The sequence below is a fragment of the Faecalibacter rhinopitheci genome (assembly GCF_015234135.1).
In the GTDB taxonomy this organism is placed as follows: domain Bacteria; phylum Bacteroidota; class Bacteroidia; order Flavobacteriales; family Weeksellaceae; genus Empedobacter; species Empedobacter rhinopitheci.
The window spans coordinates 192236-208796 of sequence record NZ_JADGIK010000001.1 but is presented as its reverse complement, the minus strand read 5'-3'; the positions used below and the strand labels follow the sequence as shown (position 1 = coordinate 208796).

The following is a 16561-nucleotide window of genomic DNA, read 5'->3' as shown; positions in this document are numbered from 1 at the left end:
TTTAACTATAAACTTAAAATATAAACTATGAAAAAAGTATTCTATCTCTTATTGTCTTTTATCGTTCTACAATCTTGTGTTGTAAGTACTGCTGCTAATGCTGTAAAAACTGTAGCAAAAGTTAGCTATGGAGTTGTTAAAGGTACGGTAAAGGCCGTAAGTTGGACTGTAAGTAAGGCGAAAGGTAAAATCAGTGAAGATAAACTAAACGGTTCTTGGAAATTAGTCGGAATTTACAACGGTAGTTTTAAAGATTATAATAATGATAAACAAGCCAATGTAGCTTATAATTCTAATTGTAATGAAGAAATTGATGTAATGGAGTTTAAATCTAAAAAATCAAAATTTAAAACTATACATTGTGATTCTCAAAAAGTAAATTGGGAAAAATATAAATTAGAATTTGGGAAAAATCCTCTTACAAAAGAAAAAGAAAATTATATTTCATATGGTTCTAAAAAGTATATTTCTGTGATTGATGTAACAAACAAAACAATGGCATTGGAAGGTAATAATTTATACTCTTACAATACATCAGGTACTCAATTGTATTTGTTCGAGAAGAAATAGGATTTTATTTACAAACCTTTAAATTTAGTTTTTAGATATCCTTTGAATTAAAACAATAATTAAATAAATAAAAATATGTTAGCACACCATGTACTTTTTTGGTTAAAAGATGACGCTACAGCAGAAGAAGAGCAGAAATTTCACCAAGCTTTATTGGATTTAGAATCAATCGCACCTTCAGCATTTTTTCATGTTGGAACACCAGCTGCTATTGAAAGAGATGTAATCGATGCATCGTATTCTTTCTCTTTGTTTGCAGCTTTCGAAACAATGGAACAATTTGAAACTTACCAAAAGCATCCAGAACATATTGCGTTCTTAAATGGACCAAACAAATTAGCAAAACGCGTCTTAATTTACGATGCAGATTAAATATACAAACTCCGTCAATTTTACGGAGTTTTTTATGTTCTTAATTTTTTAAATTTTTCCCAATCTTCTCGTTTATCTAAACCTAAAATATCAACGCAATTTAGATAATCCATGATCCCAATTTTATAATAATGTTCTATCAATTTTTGGTTCAATAAAAAGCTAATTTCCGGAATATATTCAAATTGATATTTTTTGATTATTCCATTGTTTAATACCATTATAATAAAGTTTTCAGTTCCGTTGGATAATCCATTTTCATAATAAAATTTAGACGTAGAATATCCATCATACTGTCCTTTTATTGATCTGATATTAATATCTATGTTTTTTATATCACGTATTTTAATCTGTTCTTTTACTGAAGTTCTCACTATTATTTCTTCAAAATCCAGAGAAATTTGTCCTATAAAATTACCTTGAGGTTGTTTGATTTCTTTTAAATTGTTAAGTCTAAATAGAGATCCAATTATAGTTAGTGCAGCACAAACTAAAAATAATATAAAATACATGTATGAATGTTTACTCTCTAATACAAAAACATCAAACCAAATACAAGATATTAATAATAAACAGATGTAATTGATTTTGCGAGTTCTAGAAAAAGTAAATTTCGGTTTAAATAGGCGTAGTGTTATCAAATCTGAGTTTAAGAATTTAAATAATTCCTTAAAATTAAACATTTTATTAATTCAAAATTTTAGAACTATAGATAAAGATAATATTTATAAGTGTTTTGTAAAGTACTTTATCCTAAGATCATTTATTCTTATTTAAATTAATAGTATTTCCGTAGAATTCGCCGTAAATTTGCCCTCGATTTCAGATGAAATCAAAATTAGTAAGCAATGATTATAGAAACGGAGGAAGAGTTAATTGGAATGAAAGCAGTGAGTGAAGCTGTTGCCATTACTCTTAAAGAGATGAAAGATTATGTGAAACCAGGAATGTCTACATTAGAGCTAGACCAATTCGGTGCAACAATTATGGCAAAATTTGGTTGTAAATCTGCGCCATTTGAGACTTACAAATTCCCTGGATATACTTGCTTAAGTGTTAACGAAGAAATTTGTCATGGTATTCCTAGAGCAGACAAAATTTTGTTAGAAGGTGATGTAATTAATATTGATGTTTCGGGTGAGTTAAACGGTTTTTGGGCAGATAATGGAGGTTCTATTGTTGTGGGAGAAGACGTTAATGGATACCAAAAAATTGTTAATGCATCTATTTCAGCTTTACAAAAAGCAATTGCGGCTGTAAAATCAGGAGTGAAAATTGCTGATATTGGTGGAATAATCGAAAAAGAAGCTAAAAAACATCGTTATAGTGTTATTGAAAATTTAACTGGTCACGGCGTGGGAAGATCATTGCATGAAGAACCGTTAGATTTATTAAATTTTAGAGATCCAGACGATAAACGACGTTTTCGTAAGAACTCTGTTATAGCCTTAGAAACATTTATTTCTGAAAATTCGTACGAAGCAGTAGAACAAGCGGATGGATGGACTATGATTGGGAACGAACCCGGAGTTTTTGCACAACATGAGCATACAATTCTTGTAACTTCTGAGGGACCTATGATTCTTACATTAATGAATGGTAACTGGTAAATTTTATATGAAAAAAACAAATACATACGAACCTATCGATCGTGAAATCGTAAAACAAATGAGTATTGATATTCAAGCTTATTTAGTAGAAAATAACTTAGAACGAGTTAAAACGAAGGATTTAATGCCTTTTTTAATTGAAAAAGGATATTTTCCACATGATCGTAAGAAAGGTTATCCTTTAAGACAAATTCTAAATGATTTAGAAAGATCAGAAGAATTGTCTTTGTTACCTCAAGCTTCTCCGGAAAAGCTTGAAGTGGAAAGAGAAAAAGATAAATCTAAGAAGATTTCAACATATTGGTATTTTAATCCAGTAAAATAAAATTTAAAGCACTCTATTTAAAATAGAGTGCTTTTTTTATTGATTGATATTCAATTATTTTTGGAATATAAATTGATTATTGAATTATCTAATTTCAATTGTAACAAAAAATATTTCATTTCTTATCTTATATCAAGATAAAGTGAAAAATTAAAAAATACATTTGTCCAATCAATATTTAATCAATAAAACAATATATATGAAAAAATTAGTATTATCTGCAATGTTACTAGTTGCATCTGTTTCTACATTTGCACAAAATTATACAAATGATAAAGCACATTCAAAATTAGGCTTCTCTGTTCCACATATGACAATTTCAGATGTTGAAGGTGAATTTAAGAATTTTGATGTTCATTTAAACTTTACAAAGGTTGATTTAACAGATGCTAAATTCCATGTGGTTGCTGATGTTAATTCTATAAATACAGGAATTGAAGCACGTGATAATCATTTAAAATCTGCAGATTTTTTTAACGCTTCTAAAAATTCTAAATTAGAGTTTACTTCAAAAACTATTTCAAAAGTTAAAGGAAATAATTATAAATTAATGGGAGATTTATCTTTAAATGGTGTAACAAAACCTGTGGCATTAAATTTAATTTATAATGGAAGCGTAGATAATCAAGGTGTAAAAACTTATGGATTTACAATTAAAGGAAAAATTAAAAGAAGTGATTTTAATATAGGAACAACTTTTCCAGAAGCAGTTGTTGGAGATGTAGTTACATTAACATCAAATTTAGAATTTGCTACACCTAAAAAATAATCTTAATATATTCACATTAAATAAAATACATGCTTTTAATTGAAGTGAATATTTAATAATATAAACAACCTTAAACATATAAAAAAATGGCAAAATGGAATTTAGACGCTTCTCATTCAGAAGTACAATTCAAAGTAAAACACATGGTAATTTCTACTGTAACGGGTAGTTTTGATACTTTTAACGCTTATATTGAAAATGGTTCTGATAACTTTGAAGGTGCTCAATTCGGGTTTACTGCTGATGTAGATTCAATAAACACAAAAAATGCTGATCGTGATGGTCATTTAAAATCAGATGATTTTTTCTCTGCAGATCAATATCCAAAAATATCTTTTGTTTCCTCAGCCGGATTATCAAATGGTAAAATTGTTGGAGATTTAGAAATTAAAGGTATTAAACAACAAATAGAACTTGATGTAGATTTTGGTGGTGTTATAACAGATCCATGGGGAAATCAGCGCGCTGGCTTTGAATTTGAAGGCGTATTAAATCGTAAAGATTTCGGTTTATCATGGTCTAGCACTACAGAAGCTGGTGGGTTAGTGGTTGCTGATAAAATCAAATTATTGATAAATTTAGAATTTATTCAAGCACCATAATTGTTCAATACAAAGAAAGCTTAATTTTTATAAATTAATTAAACCATAGAATTTATTTTATAAAAATAAAAAAAGGAACTTCAGTTGAAGTTCCTTTTTTTTAAACTTTTTATTTTTCCCAAAAATCAGCATTTTTAATGCCTAATTCTTTTGAATTAAATGTTGGATTTTTAATCCCAGCTTTACGTTTCGTTTTATAATCCTTCCAAACTTTAATACCTGTTTTACTCAGAAGTAAAATTGCAATAATGTTAACCCAAGCCATAAGTCCAACACCTATATCACCAATGGCCCAAGCAGTTTCTGCAGTTTTTATAGTACCATAATATGTCCCAGCTAAAAATCCTATTCTTAATATCCAAATGTATAACTTCGTATTTCTATTTTTAAAGATATAAGTAATATTAGTTTCAGCGTAATAATAATATGCCATAATTGTTGTGAATGCAAAAAAGAACAAAGCAAATGCTACAAATCCATTTCCAAATGCTGGAAAATGATGTGCTACTGCTGCTTGAGTAAATCCTGTGTAATCTACATCTTTTAGATTTTGGGTGATGTATGTTCCTGTTGTTTCATCAATCACGTTATACTGTCCAGTAAATAATATAATGAAAGCAGTCGCTGTACAAACAAACAATGTATCGATGTATACTGAAAATGCTTGTACTAAACCTTGTTGAGCTGGATGGCTAACTTCTGCAGCTGCAGCTGCATGTGGAGCGGTACCTTGTCCCGCTTCGTTAGAGTATATACCTCTTTTTATTCCCCAAGCCACTGCTGATCCAAAAATTCCACTATATAGGGATTCCATTTTAAATGCAGAACTTATAATTAGTCGTAATACTTCAGGAACTTGATTTATATTTAAACTAATAATTATTAGAGCCATTAAAATATATGCACCGGCCATAAATGGAACGATAAATTCTGATGCTTGACCTAATCTTTTTACTCCTCCAAATATAATCAAGGATAATAATGCTACTATAATTAGCCCAAAATAATTGATTGGAATACCTGCAATTATTGGTATATCAACAGAAAATGCATTATTCATAGCAGAAGATATACTATTGCTTTGAACTCCAGGCAATAAGAATCCACAGCTTACAATGGTTACTACAGCAAATAAAATAGCATACCATTTAACTCCCAATCCTTTTTCTATATAATAAGCAGGACCACCTCTATATTCACCATCAATTTCTTGTTTATACAATTGACCTAAAGTTGCTTCAATAAATGCAGATGATGCTCCCATAAGAGCTATAAACCACATCCAAAATACTGCTCCAGGGCCTCCCATTGCAATTGCTGTCGCAACTCCAACAATATTTCCTGTACCAACACGACCTGAAATAGCAAGTGAAAATGCTTGAAAAGGAGTAATTCCTTTGTCAGTCTTTTTCCCACTAAATAATAAATTAATCATGTCTTTGATATAAGTAAACTGAAGAAAACCAGTTCGGAATGAGAAATAAATTCCTGTAATTGCACAAAGAGCAATAAGTGCATTAGACCATACGATATTATTGACCGCATTAATAATAGTGTCCATGTGTTTTTGTGTATAATTTGTTACCGCAATTTGGTTAAAAAAAATAAATATTCTTTTAAAAAAATAAATATTTTTTAACATTATAGAAAAAAAGCATACAATTTAGTATGCTTTTAGAAATATAGTTGATTATGAAATAATTCTAAGTTTGGCAAAATTTAATAATAACTTCTTTTCACCTGCGTTCTCAAAATGTATAATTGCTTTCATATCAGATGGGTCACCTTGTAAGTCTTTTACTACACCGCGACCAAATCTATCGTGTACTACATGCTGTCCTATCATAAGACCTAGATGATTAGCACTACTCGTAGATGCACTTTTCGCTTGATCAATCGGTTTGAAATTTTGTTTAGGTTTAATAGGATCTGGTCTATTTGCATTTGGATGTTGTCTTGCAACACTTTTAGCTCTAGGTTCAGAAGGATATGAACGAGACTGAGATGGTGAAGTAGGTGTATCTCCAAATAAATCTGAACTTAGTCCACTGTTATTTCGTTGTGTTGGAATATGTAAGTTCTTCCAACTTAAAAATTGGTCGTCAACTTCTTCTAAAAATCGAGAAGGTTCACAATCAATTATTTTACCCCATCTAAATCTTGAAACAGAATATGTGAAATATGCATTTTTCTCTGCTCTAGTTAGCGCAACATAAAATAAACGACGTTCCTCCTCCAGTTCTGCTCTCGTATTAACCGCCATCATTGATGGAAATAAATTTTCTTCTAAACCAGCAATAAATACAATAGGAAACTCTAATCCTTTTGCAAGGTGAACCGTCATAAGATTTACTTTATTGTCGTCTTCATCTTCATTATCTGCATCAGTTGCTAGGGCAATGTTTTCTAAGAATCCACTAAGAGATGAATCTCCATCTTCTAGTTGTTGTTGTTCTTCTACATAACCTTGTATAGAGTTCATTAACTCTTGTACATTTTCTAAACGAGATATTCCTTCTGGTGTTGAATCTTCTTTTAAAGCATTTAAAAAATTTGTCGCTTTCGCCATTTCCATCGTAACTTCATACACATCATGTGTTTTAAGCATGACTTGAAAACGCTTAATTAAAAGAATAAAATCATTCAATTTAAGAGCTGTACCTTTATTTATCCCAATTGTAGGAGCTAACAATGTAATATTGTCAACTAAATCAAATAAAGTTAGTTTTTGTTGATCCGCTGCAATTAATAATTTTGATATGGTAGTTTGTCCTATACCGCGAGCTGGATAATTTACTACACGCAAGAATGCTTCTTCATCATTTTGATTAATTAATAATCGCATGTAAGCGACCATATCTTTAATCTCCTTACGTTGGTAAAATGACGTTCCGCCAAATACACGGTAACTAATCCCTTTTTTACGCAATGCTTCTTCTAATGCACGAGACTGTGCATTGGTACGATATAATATGGCAAAATCTTTTGGTTGCAAATGTTCGCTAATTTGTCTCTCCCAAATTTGTGAGGCAATGTAGCGTGCCTCATCTGCATCAGAAAGTGCACGATATACAGCAATTTTATCACCTTTGTCATTTGCAGTCCAAACATTTTTTTCTAACTGATCTTGATTATAACTAATAATATTGTTAGCTGCTTGTACTATTGTATCAGAAGAACGATAATTTTGTTCAAGTGGATATAATTTAGCGTCCGGATAATCTTTTTGAAAAGATAAAATATTTCTGATGTTAGCACCTCGGAAAGCATAAATAGATTGTGCATCGTCACCAACAACACAAAGATTTTCATAGCGAGATGCTAGTGCTTTAACGATTAAATATTGAGAATGATTGGTATCTTGGTACTCATCAACCATAATATATTTAAAGCGTTCTTGGTATTTTGATAAAACATCAGGGAAACGTGTTAAAATTTCGTTTGTACGTAATAATAAATCATCAAAATCCATTGCTCCAGATTTAAAACAACGTTCCACATATGCTTGATAAATATCTCCCATGCGAGGCTTCATTGCTTCAGCATCAGCTTCTATCAAAGTTTGATTGTTCATATATGCACGAACAGTAATCAAATTATTTTTATATTGAGATATTCGTCCCAAGACTTGTTTTGGTTTATAAATATCTTTATCTAAATTCATTTCAGTAATAATTTTAGACATTACTGAAACTGCATCTTGTTGATCGTAAATTGTAAAATCTGAAGGGTAACCTAATAGGGGAGCTTCAGTTCTTAAAATACGGGCAAAAACGGAGTGAAAAGTTCCCATCCATAGATTTTTAGCTTCACTATGACCAACAACGCTAGATATCCTTTCTTTCATCTCTTTTGCCGCTTTATTGGTAAACGTTAGAGATAAAATATTAAAAGCATCAACACCTTTATTTAGTAAATGTGCGATACGGTAAGTAAGTACACGTGTTTTTCCTGAGCCTGCACCGGCAATCACCATTACAGGTCCTTCTGTAGCTTCCACCGCTTTACGTTGCGGCTCATTTAAAAGGTCTAAATAATTATCCATCGGGGCAAATTTAAACCTTTCAAGATTAATTTACATAGTAAGCATAAATTTATTTAAAATTGAATATAGATTCTGATTTAAGTATTTTTCCTCTAAAAACCATTTTTAAACTTGGTTTAATCATTTATTAAAAGGTGACAAATAGCTTATTTAGATTCAGTTTTAATTCCTATATTTACGGCAAATTTTCTATAATGACAGATGAATCAGTAAAATTAAGTAATTACGAAACAGTAAAACAGGTTTTTACAAAGTTCTTAGAAGATAATGGACACCGTAAAACACCTGAAAGATATGCTATTTTAGAGGAGATTTATTTTACAGATGACCACTTTGATATCGATATGTTGTATATCAAAATGAAGAATAAAAAATATCGCGTAAGTCGTGCCACTTTATATAATACGATAGAGTTATTAATGGATGCGAAATTGGTACGTAAACACCAATTTGGGGATCAGCAAGCACATTATGAAAAATCATATTTTGATAAAAATCATGACCATATTATATTAACTGATACAGGAGAAGTATTAGAATTTTGTGATCCTAGAATCCAAACTATTAAAGCGACAATTGAAGAAATTTTTGATATAAAAATCGAGAATCATTCATTATATTTTTACGGGAAAAAGAATAAATAAGTTGATGAAATTACATATTTCGATCTTAATGATTTTTGTCTCGTTGATGACTTTAGCTCAACAAACGCCAAAAAAATCAAAACTAAATCTTAAAAACTTTGATGTTGCCGAAAGAAATCCAACAGATTACGAAGGAAATCAGTTATTGCATGGAAATGTAATGTTGGAATATAACGGCGATTTACTTTATTGTGACAGTGCAGTTTATTATCAAAACAAGGATAAAGCAATCGTTTGGTCTAATGTTCGTTTAGTAAGTAAAGACAAGACCATTACTGCAAAAAAAATGGAATATGATGCCACTACAACAATAGTAAAAGCTTGGGATAATGTAAAATTTAAAGATGCAACATCCTCTGTAGATGCAGATTTTATGGAGTATAATCGTACTTCAGAAATTGCGCATGCATTAGGAAATGTTGTAGTTAGAAGTCCAGGCAATAATATAGACAGTAATGAGATTTTTTATAACCGAAAAAGTGAAACTGTAACTGTTCCCGGGAATTATAAAACAATAGATGCTGATGGTACTATTGTAGAAGGAAAGGATGTGGTATATAATGTAGGTAATAAAAGTGCCGTTTTTAATGCTGAAGTGTACATTACATCTAAGGATTATATGATCTATTCGCGTAAGATGACCACGAATGATAAAACAGGTGTAACAACTTTTAGAGATTATTCCAAAATTACATCACGTAAAGATCCCTCGCAATATGTCATTACAAAAGATGGTGATTTTAATAAAAAAACTGGAGAAGCTTGGTTAAGAAATTTCTCTGAAATTTTTTATCAAGGTAAAAAACTAACTGCGAAAAGCATTTATGTAAATGAAAAAACTGGATATGGAAAAGCTACTGATAGTGTTTTCCTAGATGATCCGGAGCAGAAAATGTTTATCAGAGGTGATTTTGCAGAGGCATTCAGAAATCAGGATTCGGCTTATGTTACAAAAAATGCATATGCTGTAAGAGCTTTTGAAAAGGATTCACTTTATATCCACGCAGATACATTGATGGTTGTAAGAAGACCTGATAAAGATTCTACAACTCTTGTTAGAGCATATCATAATGCACGTTTTTATAAGTCGAATATCAATGGTAAAACAGATTCTTTAGTCTATAATAGAACTAATGGAGAAATGGAGTTTCATAAAGATCCTTTATTATTTTCTGGTGAAAATCAAATTTCAGGGAAGTTCATCAAATTATATACAAATCCGAAAACTAATAAGTTAGATTCTATAAATATTTTAGAAAATGCTTTTGCAATATCAAAGGTAGATTCTCTAAAAGAAAATGAATTTAATCAAATCAAAGGAAAAGATATGACTGCAATTTTTTATGAAGATCAGATTGATTTTCTAAGAGTTGTAGGGAATGCAGTAGCGTTAAGTTACATGGATGATGAAGATGAAAAAACGAAAGTAAAAGAACGTTACGGTATTGATATTACTTATTGTGGAATAATAGAAGCAGATGTAGTAAGTAAACAAATGGAATTAATCGCTTGTCGTATAAAAGCTTCTGGGAAAACTTATCCTGAATCTAAATTTCCTGAAGATTTAAGGTATTTACCAGATTTTAAATGGAGATTTAGTGAAAGTCTTAAAAAATGGCAAGATATTTTTCAAACCAAATCAGATTAATCTTTATATTTGATTCCTAACACTACTATTACATTCATGAATAAATTTTCATTAATACTGTTTTCTGCATTGATTTTTACAAGTTGTTATTCTTATAAAACGTATGATCCTGAAGCCGCTTTAGCACAAAAAAATGATGCTACAGAACTTAAACAATTACAGGATAACAATATAAGAAGAGCTAATATCAATAGAAATGAATCGATAGAAGATTCTGACTCAAAAGTAAGAACATCTAGAGATAATATTATAGATAGTCGTACATCAAAAAAAGATGATATAGGAACAAACAACTCTTCAGATAATATATCTACAAAATCTATTATCAAAGAAAAAGGTTATTACCAACTTAATGTTTTTGATAAAACCTATAAAATGGAAGCTGTAAAATGGCAAGGCGATACTATCGTTGGCCATGTGAAAGGAAAACCTAAACAGGAATTAAAATTTCACGAAAAAGATATACAAGACTTAAAAGTTAGACAATTCTCAAAAGGAAGATCAGACGCTTTTACAGTTGCTGCTTATGCTGCTGCAGGAGTAGGTCTTTTCTTGATATTAAAATAATGAAAAATTTAAAAGAAGGTTTTTTTAAATACCAAGCTCAAACTACAAATTTTGCTTCAGGTTTTGAAGTCGATTACGCCAAAGGTTCTTATATCTACGGAAAAGATGGGAAAGCATACTTAGATTTTGTAGCTGGTGTTTCTGTAAATACATTAGGACATAGTCATCCTAAAATAAATGAAGCAATTATTAGTCAGGTCAATAAATATATGCATGTAGCCGTTTATGGTGAGTATGCACAAGATAAACCTGTCGAGTTATGTAAAAAGTTAGTAGAAATGACGCCTGAAGGTTTAGACCAAGTTTATTTGGTTAACTCAGGAACTGAAGCTATAGAAGCTTCTCTTAAATTGGCCAAGAGAGCAACAGGGCGTCAAGAAATTATATCTTTTAAAAATGCTTATCATGGGAACACTCATGGTTCTCTAAGTGTTTCTGGAGATGAAAGAAAAAAAGCTGCCTTTAGACCATTATTACCAGAAGTATATTTTATCGAATTCAATAATGAAGAGGATTTGCAGCGTATAACAACAAAAACAGCTGGTGTTATTGTTGAAACTATTCGTGGCGCTTCTGGTTTCAGAGTTCCTTTAAATGATTTTTTAAAGAAATTAAAAAATCGCTGTGATGAGGTTGGAGCGAAATTAATTTTTGATGAAATTCAGCCAGGTTTTGGTCGTACAGGTAAGTTATTCGCCTTCGAGCATTATGGTGTTACGCCACATATCTTAGCAATGGGAAAAGGTATGGCAAGTGGTTTGCCGGTCGGAGCATTTATGGCTTCAGACGAAATAATGGGAACTTTTAAGCAAAACCCACAATTAGGTCATATTACTACATTTGGAGGGAATCCAGTGATTGCTGCTGCTGCACTAGCTCTATTAGAAGAGTTGGAACAAACTACTCTAATGCAAGATATAGATCGTAAGGAAGCACTATTTCGTGAAAATTTGCAACATCCAAAGATTAAAACAATACATGGTCGTGGACTAATGTTAGCGCCAGAATTGTCCTCTCCTGAGTATGCGTTAAGAGTTACTTCAGAATGTATGAATAGGGGATTAATATTATTCTTTTTAATGTATAGTATTGAAAATTTAAGAATTACGCCACCAATTAATATATCTGACGAGGATATTATAAAAGGTTGTAATATTCTTAAAAGTGTATTGGACGATTTGGATGAATAATTACTTATATATATAAATAAAAAAAGAGAACTATTAATAGTTCTCTTTTTTTATTTAATCTTTTGGTATTGAATCTAATTCGACACCAATATATAATTCTTGATCAGTCACTTTTTCTTTATAATCTTTATTAATTCTTGACTTGAATAAATCAGAAAGATATTTTTCACTATAATCTTTTAAAACACTTTGAAGCGTAAAGTAGTTTTGATTTGCAAATAAATCAGGATTTTCAGAACTTTTGATTGCTGTAAGAATAAACTCATTTATTTTGTAAGATGGAATATTCAACTCGATTTTAAAATAATTGTCACCAAAATAAGATCTGATTTCAGAAATTTTATAGGATTGACTTTCATAATCAATTAAGGCTTTTCTTTTTCTTAGATTTCCAGAAAATACGTCAAACATTCTACCAACGTCTAGTCCAGTTAATCTAATATCACCATCGAGCAAACCAGCTTTTAGAGCAGATGTATCTTTCATTGGTTTTACATCTGGATCTACATTTAGTATACGATATAATCTTGTAACGTCGTCTTCTTTTTTACCAAGATAAACATCCTTTTCGAGGATTCCTGTTAGTTTTCTAGAAATTAATGCTTCACCGAGATTAATAGTCTGCATACCCAAATGTACAACGATTTGATCCTTAGAAAATAGAAGTGGTTTAAGTATTATATTCCTATTTTCGTACCATTCGGATTGAAATATAATGGTGTCATTTACTTGTGCCTGTAGAAAGAATATACCTGCAAAATTGCTTTTTGTGGTATGTTTTGTACGTTTATTTGTAACATAAACACCTTCTGCAATTTCGTTAGAGTTGTCTATAATAATATTACCTTGTACCCATTTTTGCTGTGCAAATAGACTGAAAGAAAAGGTCAAAAAAAATATATATAATAGCTGTTTACTAAAATGCTTAATAAGTATAGACATATGTCTTATATTCTTCGTTTAATAGTTAATGCGAATATAAGTTAAAGAATAGATTAAGATAAAATGTTCAAAAGAATATTCTCTAAAAATTAAGATTTTTTTAAATTTAATAATCGTTTATATTCGAAACTTCTTTGATAAAATACATCTTTTATCATTTCTGTAGTAGATTGTCTAAGCATTAATGAGAGATCTTGTTTTGAGTTTACCCAACGAATAAATTCTTTTATCTTATATTCAGGAAGCCCACAGTCTTTTACATAGAATTCTGTATCAAATAAATCTTCAATACTATCTAGCATTTTAAATTGATTTTCGTAAGCTCTAATTTTTCTTTCATCTTTATTTTTACCGGTAAAATATTCGTATAAGCGCAATGGATTCTTCAAATCTGTTGCTTTAAATTTTGAAACATCTTTTTTGGGATCTAAAAACCGAATATTAGGATCTAAGCCTAAATTGTTATAAAGTTTATTCATTTCATCATCCGATTTTTTAATGTTTTTTTCAACATCTCTATTCATATTATGTAATCGGACTTCACCTAATCGAATAAGATTAGGATCTACAAAAATGGTAAAATCTGGTTGAAATGATTTTTCACCAACTAGGATATTTCTTTTTACGATATATGCTGAAGTTAAAAGTAAATGATCTGAGGTATTTGCTTCTATAGTAAATTCACCTAATTCATTAGTTTGTGTTGTTTTTTGAGTTCTAGTATTAGTGATAACAATTCCGCTTAAGAAATCATCGTTATAGTAATCCTCATCAAAACGAACTTTTCCGGTGATATTTTGTGCATAAATAAAGCTTGAGAATAGCAACACAAAAGATAAAATATATATTTTCATATGGGTAGTAGTGTATTTACCTACATGTCGAATATCGCACCAAAAAAGTGAGTTAAAAAGTATTTATGACTCTTTATGATAAATTTAAGATTGATTTAACTCTTTTAAATAATCTACTGCTACAGATTCTAATTCTAAACCAATGAGTTCGAATTGTCTATTCATCACTTTTGATTTTAAGTTTATTTTTGTATCTGCATATTGTAAAAATTCTTGGACTTTATGATCAGGAATTTTCAAGTAGTTAATAAAGAATTCATCTGGAAAATAGTTAATAACCTCATTCAAGATATTTTGTTTACGTTCAAATAATTGAATTTTACGTTGTTTTTTGTAAAATCCGTTCAAATGTCCAATCATTCTTAACGGATTCATTACATCAGTAGCTTTAAACTTCGAGATATCTTTTTTAGGTTCTAAATCTCGTAAACGTTGATCTAGTCCAATTTGATTATAAATATCTCCTTTCAGATCTCGTCTAATTCGGAGATTATTGTTTAGATTTTTATCTAATTTTCCAATAACAGCTTCACCCAATTCTATGGTTTCAATATCCAAATGCGCTTGTAATACACCTTTGTCAAATAAATTTTTATTAATTACAATTTTTCTAGGTACAACGTATCCTGCTGAGAATTGTAAAGTATCTCCAATAGAAACAGGAATGGAGTAGTGGCCTTCGCTATTTGTAAGTGTTTTCCCATACGAACGTAGATTTTCTACACGAATACCAGATGGAGGTAGATATTCGTCTCCTTGTTCAATAATCACAGAACCAGTGATTATTTTTGTTTGACCAAAAACTAAACTTGTAAAGAAAAACAATAATATAGCGATGACTCCTTTCATTAAAATAATTTTTGCTTCATTTTCATCCAACGATAATTCCTAATAAATTTTTCTTGATCAGCATTGATCATCTTTGGTTGATTATCTTTCCAAGCTTGTATATAACCATTTATATAATATGCGATGTAAGATAATTTCCTTTTCTTAAAAGATAATTTTGTTGCAGCAATGATTGTAATCCATAACCCATATCCTAAAGCATAATATGCAGAACCCTGTTTATATAATGCACTTTTAGAGTATACTGCACCTGTTGGTTTTAGATGTTTAATTTTAAGAGATTCATCTGTTTTAATCTCCCATTTGTAATATCTACATAGTAATTCATCCACTGTATCCCAACCCATATGAGGGCGTAATCCTCCAATCTCTTCATACGTTGATTTGCGATATGCTTTAAAAGCTCCTCGGATATGATCTTTGTCTGTAAGGTTTTCTAAAATCCATTGCCCATTTTTTTCAATATATGCAAATCCACCAATCATACCAATTCTTGGATTGGAATTTAAATGTTTTAATATTGTTTCAAAATAATGAGGTGGAATATCCAAATCTGCATCCAATTTTACGATAAAATCATAATCTTTTTTTACAATTTCATATCCTGCTAGAAAAGCTTGTATAACTTTGCTACCTGGCTGATGTTCTCCTTTAGATACTCGGTTCAATAATTTTATCCATTCGTATTGAGAAGCGTATTTTTCAACAATTAATTGAGTCTTATCAGTAGAATGATCATTTACTACAATTACTTGGTAGGGGAGCACAGTCTGGTTAACAAGACTATCTAATGTTGTACGAATATATTCCTCTTCATTATGAGCGGGAATTACAATCGTATATTTATTTAAATTTAAAATCTGAGATTCGTTCTGCGTAAACGGCATAATATCTGGGTGTAATTTTTCTTAAAATTGGTCTTATACCTATTTTATTAGAGCCATGAGTCCATTTATGACGGTGGATTATTTTCCATCCAGCTTTTTCTAATAACATATCAAATTGCCAGTCCTCAAATTCATGATAATGAACATCGCGAGGATCAATTTTGCTTCTATATGCAGGTGCAAACCATAAACGCATCGGAATTGTAGCTAATAATTTATCGCCAGGTAAATTCCTTAAAACTTCCATAGGATTTACTAAATGCTCCAAAATTTCTAATGCAGTCACAAAGGTAGCATCAATATTTCTTAAATCATGATAATGATAATCCAAATCTTCACCCTTTGTGTTGATTATTTTATAATTATTTTCCTCCATTACCTTCGTAAATGGATTTCTAACTCCTAAATCAAGTATTATATCATTAGGTGCAACAAATTTTTTTAAAAGATCTAATGTTTCATTATATCGCTTTTCCGGATATATTTTATACATAGTTTATTGGTATTTAGGGTTGTAAATGTAAATTATATTTTAGGATATTGAATATTTATTTTAAAACAATAATATCAATCAAATTTTTAAAATATGGCTGAATTAGATAAAATCACATTTGGTTAAATCTTAAATATTTGTAAGTCAAATGTTCTGCGGCAAAGTTGTACAGATTTATTATGCATGAATAACGA

18 protein-coding genes are annotated in these 16561 nt (G+C 30.2%); 10 read left to right on the top strand and 8 right to left on the bottom strand.

What is annotated here, in order from left to right:
- Window positions 1–27 precede the first annotated feature (27 nt).
- Window positions 28–570 carry a hypothetical protein gene (locus IM532_RS00980; RefSeq protein ID WP_194181580.1) on the top strand — a complete coding sequence of 181 codons (543 nt, stop codon included), beginning with the start codon at window positions 28–30 and terminating at the stop codon, window positions 568–570.
- A gap of 75 nt (window positions 571–645) precedes the next feature.
- Window positions 646–942: a Dabb family protein gene (locus tag IM532_RS00975; RefSeq protein WP_194181579.1), complete on the top strand. Its 297-nt coding sequence runs from the start codon at window positions 646–648 to the stop codon at window positions 940–942.
- A 32-nt stretch (window positions 943–974) separates the two neighbouring features.
- Here the strand turns inward: IM532_RS00975 and IM532_RS00970 are convergent, their stop codons facing one another.
- Window positions 975–1454: a hypothetical protein gene (locus IM532_RS00970; protein ID WP_194181578.1), complete on the bottom strand. Its 480-nt coding sequence runs from the start codon at window positions 1452–1454 to the stop codon at window positions 975–977.
- 336 nt (window positions 1455–1790) lie between these two features.
- Here IM532_RS00970 and map point away from each other — a divergent pair, with 336 nt between their 5' ends.
- The 4 genes from map (at window position 1791) to IM532_RS00950 (ending at window position 4248) form a co-directional block, all read left to right on the top strand.
- Window positions 1791–2552, top strand: coding sequence for a type I methionyl aminopeptidase (map, locus tag IM532_RS00965; RefSeq protein ID WP_194181577.1), 762 nt, complete (start codon window positions 1791–1793; stop codon window positions 2550–2552).
- A gap of 7 nt (window positions 2553–2559) precedes the next feature.
- Window positions 2560–2877, top strand: coding sequence for a hypothetical protein (locus IM532_RS00960; RefSeq protein WP_194181576.1), 318 nt, complete (start codon window positions 2560–2562; stop codon window positions 2875–2877).
- Between the two features lie 199 nt (window positions 2878–3076).
- A complete protein-coding gene (locus tag IM532_RS00955; RefSeq protein WP_194181575.1) occupies window positions 3077–3646 on the top strand; it encodes a YceI family protein in 570 nt (189 codons plus the stop codon).
- 86 nt (window positions 3647–3732) lie between these two features.
- Window positions 3733–4248, top strand: coding sequence for a YceI family protein (locus IM532_RS00950; protein WP_194181574.1), 516 nt, complete (start codon window positions 3733–3735; stop codon window positions 4246–4248).
- A gap of 109 nt (window positions 4249–4357) precedes the next feature.
- On the opposite strand, the gene IM532_RS00945 is transcribed toward IM532_RS00950, so the two are convergent.
- Complete coding sequence (locus IM532_RS00945) at window positions 4358–5809, bottom strand: alanine/glycine:cation symporter family protein (RefSeq protein WP_194181573.1); 1452 nt, start codon at window positions 5807–5809, stop codon at window positions 4358–4360.
- Between the two features lie 129 nt (window positions 5810–5938).
- A complete protein-coding gene (locus IM532_RS00940) occupies window positions 5939–8293 on the bottom strand; it encodes an ATP-dependent helicase (RefSeq protein ID WP_194181572.1) in 2355 nt (784 codons plus the stop codon).
- A 194-nt stretch (window positions 8294–8487) separates the two neighbouring features.
- Here IM532_RS00940 and IM532_RS00935 point away from each other — a divergent pair, with 194 nt between their 5' ends.
- From IM532_RS00935 to IM532_RS00920, 4 genes are read left to right on the top strand one after another with little or no spacing between them, the layout of a single operon-like run.
- Window positions 8488–8937, top strand: a complete 450-nt coding sequence (locus IM532_RS00935; protein WP_194181571.1) for a Fur family transcriptional regulator — start codon at window positions 8488–8490, stop codon at window positions 8935–8937.
- A 4-nt stretch (window positions 8938–8941) separates the two neighbouring features.
- Entirely contained in the window at window positions 8942–10585 is a 1644-nt protein-coding gene (locus IM532_RS00930; RefSeq protein ID WP_194181570.1) for an OstA-like protein, read from the top strand.
- A gap of 36 nt (window positions 10586–10621) precedes the next feature.
- A complete protein-coding gene (locus tag IM532_RS00925; protein ID WP_194181569.1) occupies window positions 10622–11152 on the top strand; it encodes a hypothetical protein in 531 nt (176 codons plus the stop codon).
- The gene (locus IM532_RS00920) at window positions 11152–12342 is read left to right on the top strand and encodes an aspartate aminotransferase family protein (RefSeq protein WP_194181568.1); all 1191 of its coding nucleotides are present in this window, start codon (window positions 11152–11154) and stop codon (window positions 12340–12342) included. Before IM532_RS00925 ends, IM532_RS00920 begins: the two co-directional genes overlap by 1 nt.
- A gap of 54 nt (window positions 12343–12396) precedes the next feature.
- Here the strand turns inward: IM532_RS00920 and IM532_RS00915 are convergent, their stop codons facing one another.
- From IM532_RS00915 to IM532_RS00895, 5 genes are all read right to left on the bottom strand, one after another.
- The gene (locus IM532_RS00915; protein ID WP_194181567.1) at window positions 12397–13233 is read right to left on the bottom strand and encodes a hypothetical protein; all 837 of its coding nucleotides are present in this window, start codon (window positions 13231–13233) and stop codon (window positions 12397–12399) included.
- A gap of 140 nt (window positions 13234–13373) precedes the next feature.
- Complete coding sequence (locus tag IM532_RS00910) at window positions 13374–14138, bottom strand: hypothetical protein (RefSeq protein WP_194181566.1); 765 nt, start codon at window positions 14136–14138, stop codon at window positions 13374–13376.
- Between the two features lie 84 nt (window positions 14139–14222).
- On the bottom strand, window positions 14223–14987 hold the full coding sequence (locus IM532_RS00905) for a hypothetical protein (protein ID WP_194181565.1): 765 nt from the start codon (window positions 14985–14987) through the stop codon (window positions 14223–14225).
- Window positions 14987–15874 (bottom strand): glycosyltransferase, encoded by an 888-nt coding sequence (locus IM532_RS00900; RefSeq protein ID WP_194181564.1) that lies wholly within the window; start codon window positions 15872–15874, stop codon window positions 14987–14989. The genes IM532_RS00905 and IM532_RS00900 overlap by 1 nt, the downstream gene beginning before the upstream one ends.
- Window positions 15831–16367: a methyltransferase gene (locus IM532_RS00895; RefSeq protein WP_194181563.1), complete on the bottom strand. Its 537-nt coding sequence runs from the start codon at window positions 16365–16367 to the stop codon at window positions 15831–15833. The genes IM532_RS00900 and IM532_RS00895 overlap by 44 nt, the downstream gene beginning before the upstream one ends.
- Window positions 16368–16561: the final 194 nt, after the last annotated feature.